Source organism: Alkalibacterium psychrotolerans (assembly GCF_054784355.1).
Window position 1 is genome coordinate 52,919 of the sequence record NZ_BAAGPH010000002.1, and the last position, 17,599, is coordinate 70,517.

Annotated in this window: 19 protein-coding genes; 15 read left to right on the top strand and 4 right to left on the bottom strand. The window is 39.1% G+C overall.

Going from position 1 to position 17,599, the window contains the following annotated elements:
* Positions 1–221 precede the first annotated feature (221 nt).
* From infC to pepF, 10 genes are all read left to right on the top strand, one after another.
* Positions 222–725: a translation initiation factor IF-3 gene (gene infC / locus ACYVLS_RS00625; protein WP_460320090.1), complete on the top strand. Its 504-nt coding sequence runs from the start codon at positions 222–224 to the stop codon at positions 723–725.
* Positions 726–786: 61 nt separating this feature from the next.
* Positions 787–987: a 50S ribosomal protein L35 gene (gene rpmI / locus ACYVLS_RS00630; protein ID WP_460320039.1), complete on the top strand. Its 201-nt coding sequence runs from the start codon at positions 787–789 to the stop codon at positions 985–987.
* 37 nt (positions 988–1,024) lie between these two features.
* Positions 1,025–1,384 carry a 50S ribosomal protein L20 gene (rplT, locus tag ACYVLS_RS00635; protein ID WP_460320041.1) on the top strand — a complete coding sequence of 120 codons (360 nt, stop codon included), beginning with the start codon at positions 1,025–1,027 and terminating at the stop codon, positions 1,382–1,384.
* A 255-nt stretch (positions 1,385–1,639) separates the two neighbouring features.
* Positions 1,640–3,040 (top strand): protoporphyrinogen oxidase, encoded by a 1,401-nt coding sequence (gene hemG, locus ACYVLS_RS00640; RefSeq protein WP_460320044.1) that lies wholly within the window; start codon positions 1,640–1,642, stop codon positions 3,038–3,040.
* A gap of 133 nt (positions 3,041–3,173) precedes the next feature.
* Positions 3,174–3,917, top strand: coding sequence for an MBL fold metallo-hydrolase (locus tag ACYVLS_RS00645; protein WP_460320047.1), 744 nt, complete (start codon positions 3,174–3,176; stop codon positions 3,915–3,917).
* Positions 3,918–3,930: 13 nt separating this feature from the next.
* The gene (locus tag ACYVLS_RS00650; RefSeq protein ID WP_460320050.1) at positions 3,931–4,950 is read left to right on the top strand and encodes a lipoate--protein ligase; all 1,020 of its coding nucleotides are present in this window, start codon (positions 3,931–3,933) and stop codon (positions 4,948–4,950) included.
* 290 nt (positions 4,951–5,240) lie between these two features.
* Positions 5,241–5,648 carry a transcriptional regulator SpxA gene (gene spxA, locus ACYVLS_RS00655; RefSeq protein WP_460320053.1) on the top strand — a complete coding sequence of 136 codons (408 nt, stop codon included), beginning with the start codon at positions 5,241–5,243 and terminating at the stop codon, positions 5,646–5,648.
* Positions 5,649–5,857: 209 nt separating this feature from the next.
* Positions 5,858–6,508 carry an adaptor protein MecA gene (locus ACYVLS_RS00660; RefSeq protein ID WP_460320056.1) on the top strand — a complete coding sequence of 217 codons (651 nt, stop codon included), beginning with the start codon at positions 5,858–5,860 and terminating at the stop codon, positions 6,506–6,508.
* Positions 6,509–6,612: 104 nt separating this feature from the next.
* The gene (locus ACYVLS_RS00665; protein WP_460320059.1) at positions 6,613–7,692 is read left to right on the top strand and encodes a competence protein CoiA; all 1,080 of its coding nucleotides are present in this window, start codon (positions 6,613–6,615) and stop codon (positions 7,690–7,692) included.
* A gap of 97 nt (positions 7,693–7,789) precedes the next feature.
* Positions 7,790–9,604, top strand: coding sequence for an oligoendopeptidase F (gene pepF, locus ACYVLS_RS00670; protein ID WP_460320061.1), 1,815 nt, complete (start codon positions 7,790–7,792; stop codon positions 9,602–9,604).
* 49 nt (positions 9,605–9,653) lie between these two features.
* On the opposite strand, the gene ACYVLS_RS00675 is transcribed toward pepF, so the two are convergent.
* Positions 9,654–10,277 (bottom strand): DsbA family protein, encoded by a 624-nt coding sequence (locus tag ACYVLS_RS00675; RefSeq protein ID WP_460320064.1) that lies wholly within the window; start codon positions 10,275–10,277, stop codon positions 9,654–9,656.
* A 191-nt stretch (positions 10,278–10,468) separates the two neighbouring features.
* A complete protein-coding gene (locus ACYVLS_RS00680) occupies positions 10,469–11,047 on the bottom strand; it encodes a CYTH domain-containing protein (RefSeq protein WP_460320066.1) in 579 nt (192 codons plus the stop codon).
* 106 nt (positions 11,048–11,153) lie between these two features.
* On the opposite strand from ACYVLS_RS00680, the gene ACYVLS_RS00685 reads away from it, so the two are divergent.
* Genes ACYVLS_RS00685 through ACYVLS_RS00695 form a run of 3 tightly spaced genes read left to right on the top strand, consistent with a single transcriptional unit; the run spans position 11,154 to position 13,493 of the window.
* A complete protein-coding gene (locus ACYVLS_RS00685) occupies positions 11,154–11,777 on the top strand; it encodes a GTP pyrophosphokinase (protein WP_460320069.1) in 624 nt (207 codons plus the stop codon).
* Between the two features lie 17 nt (positions 11,778–11,794).
* Positions 11,795–12,607 carry an NAD kinase gene (locus ACYVLS_RS00690; RefSeq protein WP_460320072.1) on the top strand — a complete coding sequence of 271 codons (813 nt, stop codon included), beginning with the start codon at positions 11,795–11,797 and terminating at the stop codon, positions 12,605–12,607.
* Positions 12,597–13,493, top strand: coding sequence for an RluA family pseudouridine synthase (locus tag ACYVLS_RS00695; RefSeq protein ID WP_460320074.1), 897 nt, complete (start codon positions 12,597–12,599; stop codon positions 13,491–13,493). The genes ACYVLS_RS00690 and ACYVLS_RS00695 overlap by 11 nt, the downstream gene beginning before the upstream one ends.
* 7 nt (positions 13,494–13,500) lie before the next feature.
* Here ACYVLS_RS00695 and ACYVLS_RS00700 read toward each other — a convergent pair whose 3' ends face one another.
* On the bottom strand, positions 13,501–13,944 hold the full coding sequence (locus ACYVLS_RS00700) for a GNAT family N-acetyltransferase (protein WP_460320077.1): 444 nt from the start codon (positions 13,942–13,944) through the stop codon (positions 13,501–13,503).
* A gap of 142 nt (positions 13,945–14,086) precedes the next feature.
* On the opposite strand from ACYVLS_RS00700, the gene ACYVLS_RS00705 reads away from it, so the two are divergent.
* Together ACYVLS_RS00705 and ACYVLS_RS00710 are read left to right on the top strand one after the other, a co-directional pair.
* Positions 14,087–15,205 carry an AI-2E family transporter gene (locus ACYVLS_RS00705; protein ID WP_460320081.1) on the top strand — a complete coding sequence of 373 codons (1,119 nt, stop codon included), beginning with the start codon at positions 14,087–14,089 and terminating at the stop codon, positions 15,203–15,205.
* 12 nt (positions 15,206–15,217) lie between these two features.
* Positions 15,218–16,804, top strand: a complete 1,587-nt coding sequence (locus ACYVLS_RS00710; RefSeq protein WP_460320084.1) for a peptide chain release factor 3 — start codon at positions 15,218–15,220, stop codon at positions 16,802–16,804.
* 40 nt (positions 16,805–16,844) lie between these two features.
* Here the strand turns inward: ACYVLS_RS00710 and ACYVLS_RS00715 are convergent.
* On the bottom strand, positions 16,845–17,599 hold a 755-nt coding region (locus ACYVLS_RS00715), incomplete at its 5' end, for an RNA-guided endonuclease TnpB family protein (protein WP_460320086.1).

A 17,599-nucleotide genomic window follows, 5' to 3' on the forward strand; every position in this document is an offset into this window, starting at 1 on the left:
GAGAAGTGTTATTATTAAAAAGTTGAGAAAACAAAGCAGAAGCCCCCGCTTCTCGCCTTAGCAGATTTAAATCTCTGGGCAGATATGGACGTATATAATTAAGACACGTATGTGTACGTGTTTAATGCGGAGATAAGGCGGGTATTCTATTAACTAGATGACCCGTCTTTTTCTGTGCTTTTCTCGCAAATACTTTGGAGGTGACCACCATAGCTAAAGACATGATTGTCAACGATCGCATTCGTGCTACGGAAGTGCGTCTGATCGGTAAGAACGGTGAACAGATAGGAGTAGTCCAGCGTAAAGAGGCGATGAGATTAGCAGAAGAGTCTAACTTGGATTTAGTGCTCGTTTCTCCTAATGCAAAACCCCCGGTCGCGCGTATCATGGATTACGGAAAATATCGCTATGAACAACAGAAAAAAGAACGTGAAGCAAGAAAGAATCAAAAAGTTGTCAACGTTAAAGAGATTCGTTTGAGTCCTACAATTGATGATCACGATTTTGATACTAAACTGCGTAATGCACGTAAGTTTCTGGAAAAAGGCGATAAAGTTAAAGTATCTATCCGTTTCAGAGGTCGAGCTATTACTCACAAGGACATTGGTCGTGTTGTGTTAGAACGTATGGCAGAAGCTACTTCTGATATATCACAAGTTGAATCTAAGGCTAAAATGGATGGCCGCAGCATGTTCTTGATGCTCGCACCGAAAAGTGAGAAATAATTAGAAGGTAGTCTGACTATTTTCTGGATAACTATAAGAAGAGTATTGGAGGAAATCAATAATGCCTAAGCAAAAAACGCATAAAGGATCAGCTAAACGATTCAAAAGAACAGGATCCGGTAAATTAAAGAGAAGTCACGCGAAAACAAGCCACATGTTCGCAAACAAAACTCAGAAACAGAAACGTAAATTGCGTAAATCAGCACTGGTTTCTAAAGCTGACTATAAGCGTATCAAGCAGCAGCTTGCAAAAATGAAATAAGACAAGATTCTAGGATTGTATTGAAGGAGGAAAAACAATGGCACGAGTAAAAGGTGGAGTCGTCACTCGCAGACGCCGTAATCGCGTATTAAAATTAGCTAAAGGATATTATGGTGCTAAGCACCGCTTGTTTAAAGTTGCTAAGCAACAGGTAATGAAATCATACATGTATGCATTCAGAGACCGTAAACAGAACAAGCGTAACTTCCGTAAATTATGGATTGCACGTATTAATGCGGCAGCTCGTATGAATGGATTAAGCTACTCTAAATTCATGCACGGTTTGAAACTAGCTGAAATTGATATGAACCGTAAAATGCTTGCTGAATTAGCTGTTAGTGATGCAGATGCATTTGCAGCATTAACTGAAAAAGCTAAAGAAGCATTAAATAACTAATTTTTAAGGAATCTTATAACAGGGTGTTTTTATAACTCCCAGTTATAAGGTTTTTTTGTTTGTTAACAAATCAGACAAAAAATGTTCGCTAATAATTTTCTCAACATGGTATAATGTAGAGTATGTTTTAACATTGACCGTATATTAATGCTTTACGAAAATAATTAAACAGGTTCAAAAACTGTTTAATTAGTTATATTGAGTAATAATTGAGCTGTTTGAATGCAGTGCAGTTATAGTTGAGAGGTATCAAGAATGGAGAAGACGAATAAGCGAGTAGCGATTATTGGCAGTGGCATTACCGGCCTGACAACTGCCTATGAGTTAAAAAAGCATATAAAAGAAGAGAATCTGCCATATGAGGTACTGGTTCTCGAGTCTTCTATCCGTTCTGGAGGAAAGCTGTATACCATGAAATTTGGTGAACAGTACATTGACTTAGGTGCTGAATCTATTGATACACGTCAGACGGAAGCTTTACAGCTAATAGAAGAATTGCAGCTGACAGAACAGCTGCAGTACAGTAAAAATGGCAAGCAGGATGTGTATGCATTTAATAGATTGTACCATTTTGACTGCCCCACATATAAAGGGATCCCTGTCAAACGAACAGATATATGGAAATACGACTTAGTCTCTTTTCAGGGCAAATTGGCTTTTTTAAAGGATACCTATTTTTCACGTCTTGAAAATGACAAAGAAGTTACCACAAAAGAATACTTTGCTCAACGACTAGGAGAAGAAGTGGCTGAATATGTAGTTGAACCATTCTTTTCTAAAATCTATTCCAGTGATATTGACGAAATAGGTATTCATGGTCTGAATGAACAAATAGTTGATTTGGAAAGTGATTATGGAACACTAACAAAAACTCTAGAATCCCATCCTGAATTGCTGGATGGCGATGATAATTATGTTACTTTTACGAATGGACTGGAAACATTAACCGAAGCACTAGTTGAAGAGCTGGACACATCTATCCGTTATTCAAAAAAAGTGACGGAGATTAAAAAAAGTATCAATAATACCTTTATTCTTGATATTAACAAGAAAGAACAGTTGCGTGTTGATAGTATTGTGGTTGCTACTGATTCGGGTGCTTATAACCAGATTTTCTCCGGAGACGTCGAACTGAATGACTATTTTAAGGAAATTAAAATGGGATCGATTGGATTTGTCCTCTTTAGTTTTCCGAAAGGCTCTTTTAATAAACCACCTAAAGGAAATGGTGTACTGTCTGTCAGACGTAATAATTCGTACATTCAGAGTGTTGTCTGGTTGAATAAGAAGTGGGATCACTATAAAGATAAAGATGAAGAGCTCGTAGGTGTGTACTTTGGTCGCAGTACTGATGGTATAATGATGTCTTTAAGTAATAAGCAGATAGAAGAAGCGATACTAAGTGATTTAAATAGTATATTGGCTATTCAAAGTGAGCCAAATTACAGAATAATCAAGCGCTGGCCTAATGCTATTCCCCAATTTTCTTTGAATCACGATGAAAAACGTAAAAATCTATTCGAGTTTTTAGATGATAACTATCCTGGCCTTTACCTAGCAGGAAATGGGATTGACGGTTTTGGTATCAACAATTGTATCGCTCAGGCGAAACGTGCCTCAGAGAATGTACTGAATTATTTAAAAAATACAAAATAGTATTTTCAAGAAAGCAAACAACCAATTGCTTCACTTTATACAGCTGATTTGTACTGTATAAAGGAAGATTGGTTGTTTTTTTTTATATTTAACGTATTCTATAAGTAAAGCCATATTAGGAGGAAAATACGTTATGGAACTAGTTGTATTAGGATGCTACGGTGGTTATCCAACAAATGATACGGGGACCAGCTCATACCTATTGAAATCTGACCATTTTAACTTATTGTTGGATGCAGGAAGTTATAGCCTGCTGACACTTGAGAAACATTTAGATCCACTAGAACTCGATGCTGTACTTCTTTCTCACTATCATCACGATCATATTGCAGACTTAGGTGTTCTGCAGTTTACCCGTCTACTGAAAAGAGACAAAAATGGAAACAGAGCGCATTTGTTACCAATATATTGCCATGATGAAGACAAGCAGCGGTTTAAGGAAATGACTCTGGAAAATGTGAGTGAAGGGATAGCCTTTAATCATGATAAAAAACTGGCTATCGGTCCATTTGATATTTACCATATGAAAACATTGCACCCTGTTCCGTGCTATGCATTTAAAATTATTGAAAGAAAAACAGGCAAGACCTTAGTTTTTACTGCTGATTCTGGATACAGTGAAACATTCTCTGAATTTGGGGAAGGGGCAGACTGTCTACTGGCCGACAGTAATTTTTATAAAGGAATGGAAAATCATTCTGTTCATATGACAGCCAAAGAATGTGGCTTCATTGCAGAAAAAGCAGGTATTAACCAGTTAATCCTGACGCATTTGCCCCAGACAGGCAACCATGCAGAATTAGTAGAACAGGCAAAAGAACAGGCTGAAGAAACTGATGTTACATTAGCCGAAAAAAATAAAACTTACACAATATAGAGGAGACTGTTTAATGTATTATGTGAAAAACCAGCGTGACGGTAAAGAAATCCATGATCCAGCTTTAAATTTGGCAATAGAGTACTACCTGCTCAATGAAGTGCAGCTTGATGAACCCATCCTGCTGTTCTATATTAATGACAATTCAATCATTGTCGGACGAAACCAGAATACTTATGAAGAAGTTAATATACCATATGTCGAGGAAAATGGTGTGAAAGTAGTCAGACGTTTCTCAGGTGGTGGAGCTGTCTACCACGATATGGGCGTCTTGAACTTCTGCTTTCTGACAAAAGATGACGGCAATTCATTTAGAGATTTTAAAAAGTTCACGCACCCGGTTATTGAAGCCCTTCATAAAATGGGCGTAGAGGGAGCAGAATTAAGAGGCCGGAATGATCTGGTCATTGATGGCAAGAAATTTTCCGGAAATGCTATGTATGATAAAAACGGCAGGCTGACGGCACACGGGACATTAATGTTTGATTCAGAAATTGAAGCAGTAGTGAAGGCCTTAAAGCCTAAAAAACATAAGTTGGAATCTAAAGGAATAAAGTCAATTAGAAGTAGAGTGACGAACATCAAACCTTATCTGAACGACTCTTACCAATATATGAATGCGAAAGACTTTAGAGAACAGCTGCTTCTATATATTTACAACACAGACCAGAAAGACTCGATTAAAGAATACGAGCTGACAGAAGACGACTGGAAACAAATTGAGGTGTTTGCTGATAAGTATACCGACAACTGGGAATGGAACTATGGGAAATCACCGGCTTTCGATATGGAAAGAAGTGAGCGTCTGTCAGTGGGAACGGTAGAAGTAAAAATGAACGTCAGAAAAGGTGTTATCACGGACATAAGAATATTTGGAGATTTCTTCGGTATGGGAGAAATCGAAGATGTTGAAAAAGAACTCAAAGGCACGCAATATACTAAAGATGCCTTGATGGCCAAATTGAATGAGCTTGATATCCATAAATATTTCGGCAATATGGAAGCTGACGAACTCGTTGATCTGCTTTATTAATTATTAATCATTCCCCGCATGCTTGAACGAAGTGTGACGGGGATTTGTTTTATCGCTATTAGATTGTAATTATTATAATCTAAAGACGAAGTTGCAAATGATATTCAAATTGAAATGTTGATACATCAACGTTATTTTGATTCGTGAATAAAATCTGAACAAATTTAGTCAGAAAATTGACAAAAAAGGTTTACAACTGTTCACATTTACGCTATAGTAATAATTGTAAATGACAACACGATTAAAAAATAACTTTTAGATAATTTAAAACTCGAAGGGAGAAATACATAATGGTCACATTATTCACTACACCAAGTTGTACATCTTGCAGGAAAGCTAAAGCGTGGTTGGAAGAGTATCAAATCCCTTATACTGAAAAAAATATGGCTCACGAACCATTAAAAATAAATGAAATTAAAGCAATCATGCGTTTAACAGAAGACGGCACGGAAGATATTATATCCAAACGTTCAAAAGTCTTTAAGGAATTAAATATCGACTTGGATGAACTGTCATTAATGGAGTTGTTTGAATTGATACAGGACAACCCAACATTGATCAGAAGACCAATTATATTAGATGAGAAACGCCTGCAGATTGGCTACAATGAAGACGAAATCAGACAGTTTGTTCCAAGAGAAGTACGTGCAATGGAACTGGAAAGAGCACAGAACTTAGTGGCATTATCCCAAGTATAATTTAAGTGAGTAACGCTTTCTTAGATAGAACCTTAAAAGAATCGGCATATATGTCGATTCTTTCGTATTTTATACTGCATTTTACTTAGATTAGTATTCACTGCTTGTATTTCAGAATAACCTTTTGTATAATAGTCTAAGTGCAGTCTAGAGAGACTGTCTGTATTATTTCCGAAACTATTTTCCATAGAATTGTGAGGTGCTTGATTATGGAAATTGAACACATCAATGAAGACACTATTCGAGTGACAATTGAAAATACTGACTTGGAAGAACGAGGCATAACTTTTCTCGACTTGCTGGGCAATCAGAAACAAATTGAAAAATTCTTTTACAGTATATTAGAAGAAGTAGACATTGATGAAGAATTTCAGGAATCTGAAGCCGTCACATTTCAGGTAATGCCGAATAACAACGGCCTGGAACTATTTATCAGTAAAGGCAGCAATTTTAAAGAGGATTTATCACATGTAGATGACTTGAAAGAAACACTTTCGTCATCAGCATTAACCGATAATCTCAAAGACGCTAACGATGATGAGGTTGAGGATTACATTAATCAGGATAATGAAACAAAAGAAGCAATAGTTATCTTACGAAATTTTGAACAGATGATTCACTTATCTAAGGCGTTGTATCTGGAAAGTGGCGCATCTAATCTGTACACGTATGATAATAATTATTATCTGCATTTAGTCTTCTTCACGGAAGAAATGAATGAGAAAACTAGCGATGAAGAACTGGCCATAGCATTGGAGTATGGAGAAAAGAGTACGATTTTTTCGGAAGTTCTCCAGGAATACGCTGAAAAGATAATGGAAACAAACGCATTGGAACTCACACGTTATCACTTTAAATAAAACTCACGAAAAAAGACTGCGATGAAACTATCGCAGTCTTTTTTCGTGAGTTTTATAACGTATCGACAATATATATAGTACATAATCCATAAGAGGTGAAAAAAGTGATTATTGCTGAGTCAAAAGATGGAATTAAAGTGCATGCTAAAACCGCTGAAAGAAAGACCGACTACTTCTGTTGTCTGTGTAAGGAACGGGTTATACTTAAGAAGGGACAAATAAAAATACCTCATTTTTCGCATGGACATAACAGTAACTGCTCTGTTTATTCAGAAGGAGAAACCTGGGAGCATTTAAAAGGAAAGAGCGATCTGTACGACTGGCTAGATAAATTGGGATGCGAGCCGGAACTGGAAGTTTATATTGCAGGAATAAATCAGAGGGCGGATATACTTTTGAACTGGAAGGCACAGCTGTTTGCCATAGAGTATCAGTGCAGTCCTATTTCTGAAAGGGAAGTCATTATGCGGACACAAGGCTATCAGTCCGTAGGTATTAAGCCCATCTGGATAGCAGGCTGTAAAGTGAAAATTAATAGAGGTCTGTCAGTTTTGAACAGGCTATTTATTATGGAAAATGATGTCTTTGGACGACTTCACCTTTATTATAATACCGAGGCGGAACAGCTAGAGCTGACCTGTATGAGTGACGTTAGTAGGAAGCACAAGGGAAGACTGAGGCATGTGTTAAAGAAAAACGATACTAGTTTCACTGGTATGTATAAAAGGAAACCAGTCAGATTCTATTCGTGCGACGAGAAAAGCAAAGATCAGCAAAGCAGGTATCTCCATAAAATGAGACATTATAATGTCAGACAATACCGGTCATTATTTGAACTGATGTATAAGAATAACCTTACTATTGACTGTCTGCCTAGGGTAGTTTACTCAGAAATTGCAGAGGAGTGGACCATCAATACCTATCCTGTGGAATGGAAACTACACTTACTATTATGGTTAAAAGAGTATGCGCGCACTCGTACTGTCATAACATTAGCTGAAATGGAACGATATTTTCTTTCACTAATAAACCAGAAAAAGATAGGCTGTTACTTCCTTCCAAATTTAAGGGATGACTCTCCCGATATTCTAAGTGCCTTCTTTGCCTTGCTGGAGTTTGAAAACTACCTGTTTAAAACTGGAGAGAACACATGGTGGATAAACACGATTAAATATAACTGGTAATTATAAAATAAGAACTAAAAATACTGGATTTGATTATTCTATTTGAATTCATAGTATGTTATCATTAAATTATTCTTAAATTATAAGGAGGAAAATGATGGCAGCGGCTAAATCTCTACCTAACAGAGAAGAAGTTTCCTCACATCTAACATGGGATTTATCAGTTATATATAATTCTAATGATGAGTGGGAAGCTGATTATAAAGAAGTTGAAAATAATGTGTCGACAATTAAAGAGTTCAAAGGGAAACTAGGTGAAAGTGCGAGAGTTTTCCGTGAAGCACTAGAAAGTATGCTGGAACTGTCTCGAAAAGTAAGCTTGATTTATGTTTACGCGCACTTGAAAAATGATCAGGATACAGCAAACAGCACTTATCAGGCTATGAATGATCGCTCGCGTTTTTTAATTGCTCAAGTTCAAGAAGCGACATCATGGTTTGAGCCGGAAGTTATCGAATTGCCTGAATCACGTTTGAATGAATACTTTTCTGAATCAGAAGAATTAAGCACATATAAACATTACATTGAGCAGATGACTGCAAACAAAGCACACGTTTTGTCTTCAGAAATGGAAGCATTGCTGGCAGGCGCAAGTGAAGTTTTAAATGCATCAAGTCAGACGTTCAGTGTCTTGAATAATGCTGATTTACAGTTCCCAAAAGTAAGAGGAGAAGACGGTGAGGAAGTTCAACTGTCTCACGGGATGTACGGTGAGCTACTGGAGAGCACAGATAGAAGCGTCAGAGAAGAAGCATTCAAAAAAATGTATGAAGTCTATGAAAGTTTCAAAAATACATTTGCCAGTACATTGTCAGCTTCAGTAAAAAATCATAATTACCAGGCAAAAGTTCATAATTTCTCTTCTGCAAGGGAAGCAGCACTTTCAGACAATCACATTCCTGAAGAAGTGCATGATACCCTGATAAGTGTGGTTAATAACAATCTTCATCTTCTGCACCGTTATATGGACTTGCGTAAAAAGGTTCTGGAACTTGACGAGCTGCACATGTATGATTTGTACACACCAATAACAGGCGAAGCAAGTCTGAAATATGATTATGATGAAGCGAAAGATAAGACCCTTGAGGGGCTTGAAGTGCTGGGTGAGGAATACAGAGAAGTGCTTGATCTGGCCTTTAACAACCGCTGGATTGACGTAGTGGAAAATAAAGGCAAGCGTAGTGGTGCTTATTCTTCCGGTGCCTACGATACTAATCCGTATATTCTTCTGAACTGGCACGATTCACTGAATCACTTGTATACACTGGTTCATGAACTGGGCCATAGTGCTCACAGTTATTTCACTAGGGATAACCAACCATATGTATATGGCAACTATTCGATATTCCTTGCAGAGATTGCGTCAACAACTAATGAAAATATTTTGACTGACTACTTGCTGGAAACAACTAAAGACCCCAAGGCACGTGCTTACGTCTTGAGTCATTATCTGGATGGGTTTAAAGGAACAGTTTTCAGACAGACACAGTTCGCGGAGTTTGAACATCTGATGCATGAAAAAGCACGCGAGGGACAACCCCTTACAGCAGACTTTTTAAGTAATGAATACAAAGAACTGAACAGCAAATATTATGGAGAGTCTGTAGAAGCTGATGACGCGATACAGTATGAATGGGCAAGAATTCCTCATTTCTACTATAATTACTATGTGTATCAGTACTCAACAGGATTCTGTGCAGCGACAGCATTAGCTGACAAAATTTTGAAAAAAGAAGAAGGCGCTCTTGAAGATTATCTGACGTACCTTAAGTCGGGCAGCAGTAATTATCCTATTGAGGTAATGAAAAAAGCTGGGGTAGATATGACAGATGAAGATTATCTAAACCGAGCAATGTCAGTCTTTGAAGAGAGACTGAATGAGCTCGAAAAAGCTTTAGAAGAACTGAATTAATAAAAAAATGTCTTCCAGTTTCTGGAAGACATTTTTACTAATATAAAGTTTAAACGGTCTGAATGGAGGAGATAGGAGTCAGGTGAGAATGCGTACTTGAGCTGACCTGATCGTTACATAAGCCATGCAGGATTTGTTTCGTAATGGATTGATCAATTCGGTAACCCTGTCGTAAGTCATTGTTAGAATAGACTACACAAGAAGGTGCGTTAGTTACGTCCATTTCCATGGCTAAGGTCTGGTCTTTGTTAAAGGCTTTTTTCGACAAGTCTGATTCCAAATCTTCTTCAAACATATCAAGATCCAGTTTTACAAGAGAAGCAATATGAACCAGTAGTTCTTTTGTCACTTCTTTGCCTTCTTCAATGACTAAGTGCTGAAGAGTCATTAGAAAGTTTCTGCCTTTTTTCTTTCCCTGCATTGAAGCGGCCTGAAATGCCAGGCTTGCATGGTAAGAATCTGTATATAGTTTATTGCGGTTAGTCAGTGAAGAGATGTTTCTTTCCTTCATCATGTCACCGATGGATTTAAAGTTCAGTAATGGCACAAATCTAAGTTTAATCTTTTCGTTACGTTCAGTAGAAAAGGTTTCGATTAATTTTTCAGTTTCAAAGCAGTTAGGCCCTAAAGGATTTACAAATAAGAATACTTCAATAATATTATTTACAAACATAGTTTCCACTCACCTAATTTTATATTTTTGTCAGTCTCTCGCGAGAAAGAATATAGTCACTTAATTAGTTAACGATATATCCTATTACACTATATAGACTAACAAACAAAGCAGATTTTTTATAATGTTCTGCCTAAAAATTCGATTTTGTGGCACTTCTTTGTGACAAAATCGTCACAAACATATCACAATCACTGTTTCTCTTTAAATGCTCGGGCTATTTTATTAGGTGTGTCTCTTTTTGGGATGGAAAATTCAGCCAGTATTGCGTTAAATACATCTTTTCCTGTTTCGACTGATTGGGATTCCAGTTCTATTTCATAATCTGTCGTATTGCTGTAGCTGCTTTTATCCAGCACTAAGAGGCAGTCGCGAAAATCTTTTTCGTGGCGTAAAGTGGTCAGCTCAGCCAGTTTATTTACATCCTGGTCAGCTAAGTCAATTTTATCCACTAAAAAGGCGTAGAGTTCGGATGGAAGAGTGAACCTGCCTTCAGCGATTATCTCCTTTGCTTCATTTGAATCAAGGTGGATGGTCGTTTCGTGATGGTGTCCTTCAAAAGGCGTTTTTAATGTCAGTTCAGCCTGATTACCTTTAAGTCTGATTCTCAGTGCACATTTAGACTTTTTCAGGTCCATGGTATCAGTATCAAAATAGACATTCTTTTGAGTAAAGCCAGACTCGCTGTCGCTGAAGTGAACCCTCATGAGACGCTGGTATTCTTCCTCTGTCAGGAGGTTTTTAAACTCGATTTCAAGTTCGTGTTTCATTACTGTTATTCCTTTCCGCTGATACTGCTAATTATTTTATTAACACATAATATGGTACAATAGTAACAAGAACGTACATTAAAAAAAAGTAAAGAAGGTTTAGGATATGGACAGAGATTGGGAACTTTTCCTGCTTCCTTACAAGCAAACTGTAGATGAATTAAAAGTTAAATTACGTGGTTTAAGACAAATGTATCGATTAAGAAATGAACATGGTCCCATTGAATTTGTGACGGGCAGGGTCAAACCGGTAAAAAGTATCCTGGTCAAGTCACAGACCAGAAAGATACCACTGGATAAGATTGAAACGGACATGGAGGATTTAGCCGGGGTAAGAATTATGTGCCCGTTTGTGGAAGATATTTATGATGTCGTTGAAATGCTTGAACAGAGAAATGACCTTAATGTTGTCTACCAGAAAGATTACGTTACCCACAAAAAAGACAGCGGGTATCGGTCTTATCATTTAATATGTGAATACCCTGTACAACTGATAGACGAAGTGAAAGTCGTTCTTGTGGAAATTCAAATCCGCACATTGGCAATGAATTTCTGGGCTTCAATTGAGCATTCATTGAATTACAAGTACCAGGGTGAATTTCCTTCAGAAATCAATAACCGATTACAGAAAGCGGCAGAATCAGCTTTCCAGCTTGATGAGGAAATGTCGACGATAAGAGAAGAAATAAAAGAAATTCAGAAAGATTTTAGACTACCAAAAGATCAGTAAACAAAGGACGGATAGACGTGAGAATAGCCATCGTGCACAATTATACTGAAAAGTCAGTAGAAGTGACTCATAGGTTAAAAACAATGCTTCTTGAAAATGCGTTCTCACTGGTGAAGCAGGAACCGGACATTGTCATTTCAGTCGGGGGAGATGGCACGCTGCTGTCAGCATTTCACCGATATGCCCACCTGCTTGATAAAGTCAGATTTATAGGCGTACATACTGGCCATTTAGGTTTTTACACTGACTGGAGAGAATATAACCTCGAGGAATTGGTCAGCAGCCTAAAAAATGACAGTGGTGAATTCATTGAGTATCCCTTGCTGGATATCGGAGTCGTTTATGAAGGCAGTGGGGAATCCAAACATTTCCTGGCACTAAATGAATCAACAATTAAAAGAGTTGACGGGACACTGGTGTGTGATGTCTACATTAATGACGAGCACTTCGAGCGTTTCAGAGGGGATGGAATATGTATCTCCACGCCAACCGGCTCGACTGGATACAACAAGTCAGTCGGTGGAGCGGTGCTCCATCCGAGACTTGAAGCCCTTCAACTGACGGAGATGGCCTCATTAAATAATCGTGTATTCAGAACGTTAAGTTCGCCAATGGTCATTGCACCGGATGAATGGATTAAGCTGACACCGATAGAGACGAATGACTTCACCTTGACCGTGGACCAGCTGGTCTCTAATGAAGATCAAGTGGATCATCTGAAATTCAGAATTGCCAAGGAACGCATTCGATTTGCACGTTATCAGCATACGCATTTCTGGAACAGAGTAGAGGATGCTTTTTTGGGAGCGAAACAGCCAGATGAGAATTGACTGGTATGTAGAAAAAAATATTGAAGATAAACTACTTTTGAAAAGTTTTCTCAAAAGAAAATATATTTCCAAACGGTTTCTGTCTAAAGTTAAATACAGAGGTGGAAACCTGCAGGTTAATGATAAGGATGTCAGGGTTAGAGAAGAACTGAAAAGTGGCGATAAGGTTTCTGTGTTTCTTCCAAGAGAAGAGCCGACTGATCATCTGGCCGTCTCCCATGAAGAAGTGGAGGTGCTTTACGAGGACAGTCATTACCTCATTGTCAATAAGCCAAGTGGAGTAGCTTCCGTTCCCTCTTCTCTGTATCCTAATCACACAGTAGCAAATAGAGTCAAAGGCTATATTCTGGAAAAAGGCTATTATCACCAGACTATTCATATCGTCAATCGTCTAGATAAGGACACGTCTGGAGTCATGCTGTTTGCCAAGCATTCCTTAGCCCATTCTTACCTGGACCGATTGCTGCAGAATGATGAAGTATATAAAGAGTATGTAGCGTTTGTTCATCATAAGTTGGATAGAAGCCACGACATAATTGAAGAACCGATAGCACGGGCCAGTGATTCGATTATTAAACGGCGCATTCATTCTTCCGGCAAGTCATCCAAGACTGAATATTGGATTTTGAATCAGTTTGAGGAAGGATCGAAAGTCAAGATACAGCTCCACACTGGTCGGACGCACCAGATAAGAGTCCATTTTTCCCATATCGGGCATCCATTGATGGGGGATACACTATACGGACCTGAAAGTAATGGGATAGACAGACAGGCACTGCATTGTGTGAAGGTCAGTTTTTGTCATCCGTTCACCCATCAGCAGCTTACGGTGGTGTCACCTTTGCCTGCGGATATGGCCAGTCTGGAAAATAACTTAAAAAAATAGCAGCCGCTTAAGTGGCTGCTATTTTCTTCTGCATATGATGATGGGGGATGCCGGCATCCATAAAGCCTTCTCCGCTTGCTGTGTACCCAGATTTTTCATAAAAAGGAATAGCATAATCCTGAGAATCCAGAACAAGGTAACGTACTGAAAAAGTATGTTTGGCGAGTTTTTCAATCTCTTCAAGGAGGTCTTTTCCGATGCCTTTATTCCGGTATTCCTTTAAAACGGCCACTCGCTGTACTTTGAGATGAGAAGGGTCTTTTAAATATAACCGTGCTGTACAGCAGGGGTTTTCTTCGTGGTAACCCACTAAATGAGTTGTCTGATTTTCCAGATCATCTATTTCAAGGGACTCATCAACAGACTGTTCATCAATGAAGACTTTCTTTCGTATAATCAGTGACTCTTTATAAACGGAACTACTCGTATCCGTTGTTGTTTTAAAGTGCATCTTGTCATCTCCTTTATCTAAAAGTCGCTTCAACTATATCAATTATCCACAAAACCGTCAATCTTCACAAAAATATGCTCTTTCATTATAACTTTCAGTCACTTATAATAGGGTAGAAACCTAGAGGAAAGAGGAGACTAATGTGATTAACTGGAAAGAGTCAAAATTAATGTTCTGGACTATCTGGTTTTTGGCTGTTGCGGCCTTAATTTTTTTGCTGCAGCAAATTGATTTTATATTGAATCCGTTAGTAGGAATCTTAACGGCATTGTTTATGCCTTTACTGCTTGCCGGTTTTTTATATTATTTACTCAATCCACTAGTTAAGTTAATGGAAAGAGTTCGGGTGAAACGTATATATGGCATAGCGCTAGTCATGATACTTCTGCTTGGACTAGTTACCCTGACAATTTTAATGGGCATACCGATGCTGATTGAGCAGACAACAAATCTTGTCTCTGGGATTCCTGTTTTTATCGGGGAACTGGAAACATATGCCTTACGTTTAGCAGAAGAGCCATGGATGCAGCAGGTTGATATACAAGCAGCATTGACTAATTTAGAAGTATGGTTGCGGGACATCAGCTCACAATTCTTATCTGGCATAGTAGCCAGTGTGGGCGGGGCCATTCAAATGGCTACAGAAATAGCTTTTGTGTCCATTACGGTTCCGGTTATCTTGTTCTATATGCTGTATGATGGTAGAAAGTTTCTGCCCTTTGTGGTAAATCATACACCCGAACGATTAAAAAAAAATGTTAAAGAAATGATTATACAGACAGACCTCACCATTTCAAGCTACATATCTGGAAAAGGCATGGCATCTTTTCTAGTTGGCTTACTGCTGTTCATTCTTTATTCAATCGTCCGGATGCCATCGGCCTTTTTATTGTCAGTATTTGCGGCGATTACTAACTTTATTCCATACGTTGGTCCATTTATAGGGGCCGGACCGGCAGTTATTGTTGGACTGATTGAATCACCCGCAAGAGCTGTGCTGGCGGCCATATTTGTTTTAATTGTCCAGCAGCTTGACAGTAATTTGTTTACCCCTTTATTAGTCGGCAAATCATTGTCTATTCATCCGCTGACTGTTATTCTGGTTCTACTGGCTTCAGCAAACATAGCAGGTTTAATCGGTATGCTGATAGGTGTCCCTGTGTTTGCAATTATTAAGACAGTATCGACGTATGTGGTGAAGATGAATAGAGAATATAAATTGCTGAAAAGTCCGATTGATAATAAAAAAATTCTAGATTAAGGAAGTTTAAGTGTGAATAATTCAAAACAATTAACAAAAGAAGTAAAAAGAAGAAGAACCTTTGCCATCATTTCCCACCCGGATGCTGGTAAGACAACTATCACTGAACAGCTGCTGCTGTTTGGAGGAGCCATACGACAAGCTGGAACGGTAAAAGCTAAAAAAAGTGGAAAATTTGCGAAATCGGACTGGATGGAAATTGAGAAACAGAGAGGAATCTCCGTCACCAGTTCTGTCATGCAGTTTGAATACATGGATAAACGTATTAACATCTTGGATACTCCGGGTCACGAAGATTTTTCTGAAGATACTTACCGAACACTTATGGCGGTAGATGCGGCTGTAATGGTAGTGGACAGCGCCAAGGGGATTGAAGAACAGACGAAGAAACTCTTCAAGGTTTGTCGCATGAGAGGGATTCCTATTTTTACTTTCATGAATAAAATTGACCGAGATGGAAGAGAACCATTGGAGCTGATTGAGGAACTGGAAGAGGTTCTGGAAATCGATGCTTACCCAATGAACTGGCCTATTGGATCAGGTAAAAACTTGCTTGGCTTATATGATGTTTTCCATAACCGTATTGAAGCCTTCAGGCCGGATGAATTAAATGAAGGTGAACGTTTCATCGAATTAAATGATGAAGGTGAGATTGAAGGGGAGCACAAACTTAAGAACGAAAGTTTATACAATCAGGTTCTGGAAGAAGCCCTCCTGCTCAAAGAAGCCGGCAATGACTTTTCAGAGGAAGCCATTGCTAAAGGCGAGCTGAGTCCTGTATTCTTCGGTTCAGCACTGACGAATTTCGGTGTACAGACGTTTCTAGAGACCTTCTTACAGTTTGCGCCTGAGCCATCTGTACAGGTAACTAAAGATGAAAAAACAGTGAATCCGACTGATGAAGACTTTTCCGGTTTTATATTCAAGATTCAGGCAAATATGGATCCGAACCACCGTGACAGAATTGCCTTTTTGAGAATCTGTTCAGGGAAGTTTGAAAAAGGTCTGGATGTCACACTGCCAAGAGCCAAGAAAAAAATGCGACTGTCGAACTCTACGCAGTTTATGGCTGAGAGCAGAGAGACGGTCACAGATGCCGTAGCCGGAGATATTATCGGTTTATATGATACAGGTAATTTTCAGATAGGGGATACAATTTATTCCGGAAAAAACGAAATAGAATTCAAGGAATTGCCTCAGTTTACACCGGAACTGTTTGTGAAAGTTGAACCGAAAAACGTCATGAAGCAAAAGTCATTCCATAAAGGGATTAATCAACTAGTTCAGGAAGGGGCTATACAGCTTTATAAATCCTTCCATACTGAAACGTATATCATTGGTGCAGTAGGCCAACTTCAGTTTGAAGTGTTCCAGCACCGTATGCTGAATGAATACAATTCTGAAGTAGTGATGACGTCGATTGGAAGCAGAATAGCTAGATGGGTTAACCCGGATCAGCTTGATGAGAAAATGGGATCCAGTCGCAATATGCTGGTGAGAGACCGATTCGATAATCCATTGTTCTTATTCGAGAATCAGTTTGCCATGAGATGGTTCAGCGATAAATACCCTGAAGTTGAATTGACTTCCTTACTGTGAACTACATCGGCACTAAAGTACCTAGCTTCTGGGAACACCTTTAACTTGCCTGCTTAGCACGAATGCTCACAGGCAGCGGTTTAGGCTGTTTGACCAAGGCATGTCCCATGCCAATGGAAAGGATGTTTTTTGCAGCGTTCACATCTCGGTCATGATGAGCATGACAGGCTGGACATGTCCATTCTCTGATAGCCAGACCGTGTTTGCCGTCGTCATGTCCGCAGGACGAACAGACTTGAGAGGTCTTGTACGGGTTGACGACAAGGAGTTCCTTGCCGTTCTTGACGCACTTGTATTCCAACATCCGGCGAATCTCCCGCCAGGACTGTGCCGCAATACTGCGTGCCAGGTGATGATTTTTCATCATGTTGGCGGTGCGTAAATCTTCCAGTACGATGACGTCAAAGTCACGAACCAGTGTGGTCGTTAGCTTATGCAAGCGATCGAGTCGCTGGTTTTTTTCTTTCTGAAACACCTTAGCACGCTGTTGCTTGGCCTTCTGGTAGTTTTTAGCGTCAGTCAGCGGTATGCCTTTTGCTTTTGCTAAACGCCCGCGGCGTGCCGTGCGCTGCTCCCAGTACCTCCGTTTCCCAGAAAGCTGCTTGTCGTAACGAATCGTAGCGACCTTATCGCCTGTAGACAACACCATTAAATCAGCGACGCCCATATCAATCCCGACGGAACGGTGCGTGTATGTGGCCATGACTTGGCTTTCGTCATCCACAAGCACACTGCACTCAAACGCCCCTGACGGGGTGAGGGTAATGGTCGCTCGCTTGATTTTACCAGTAATCG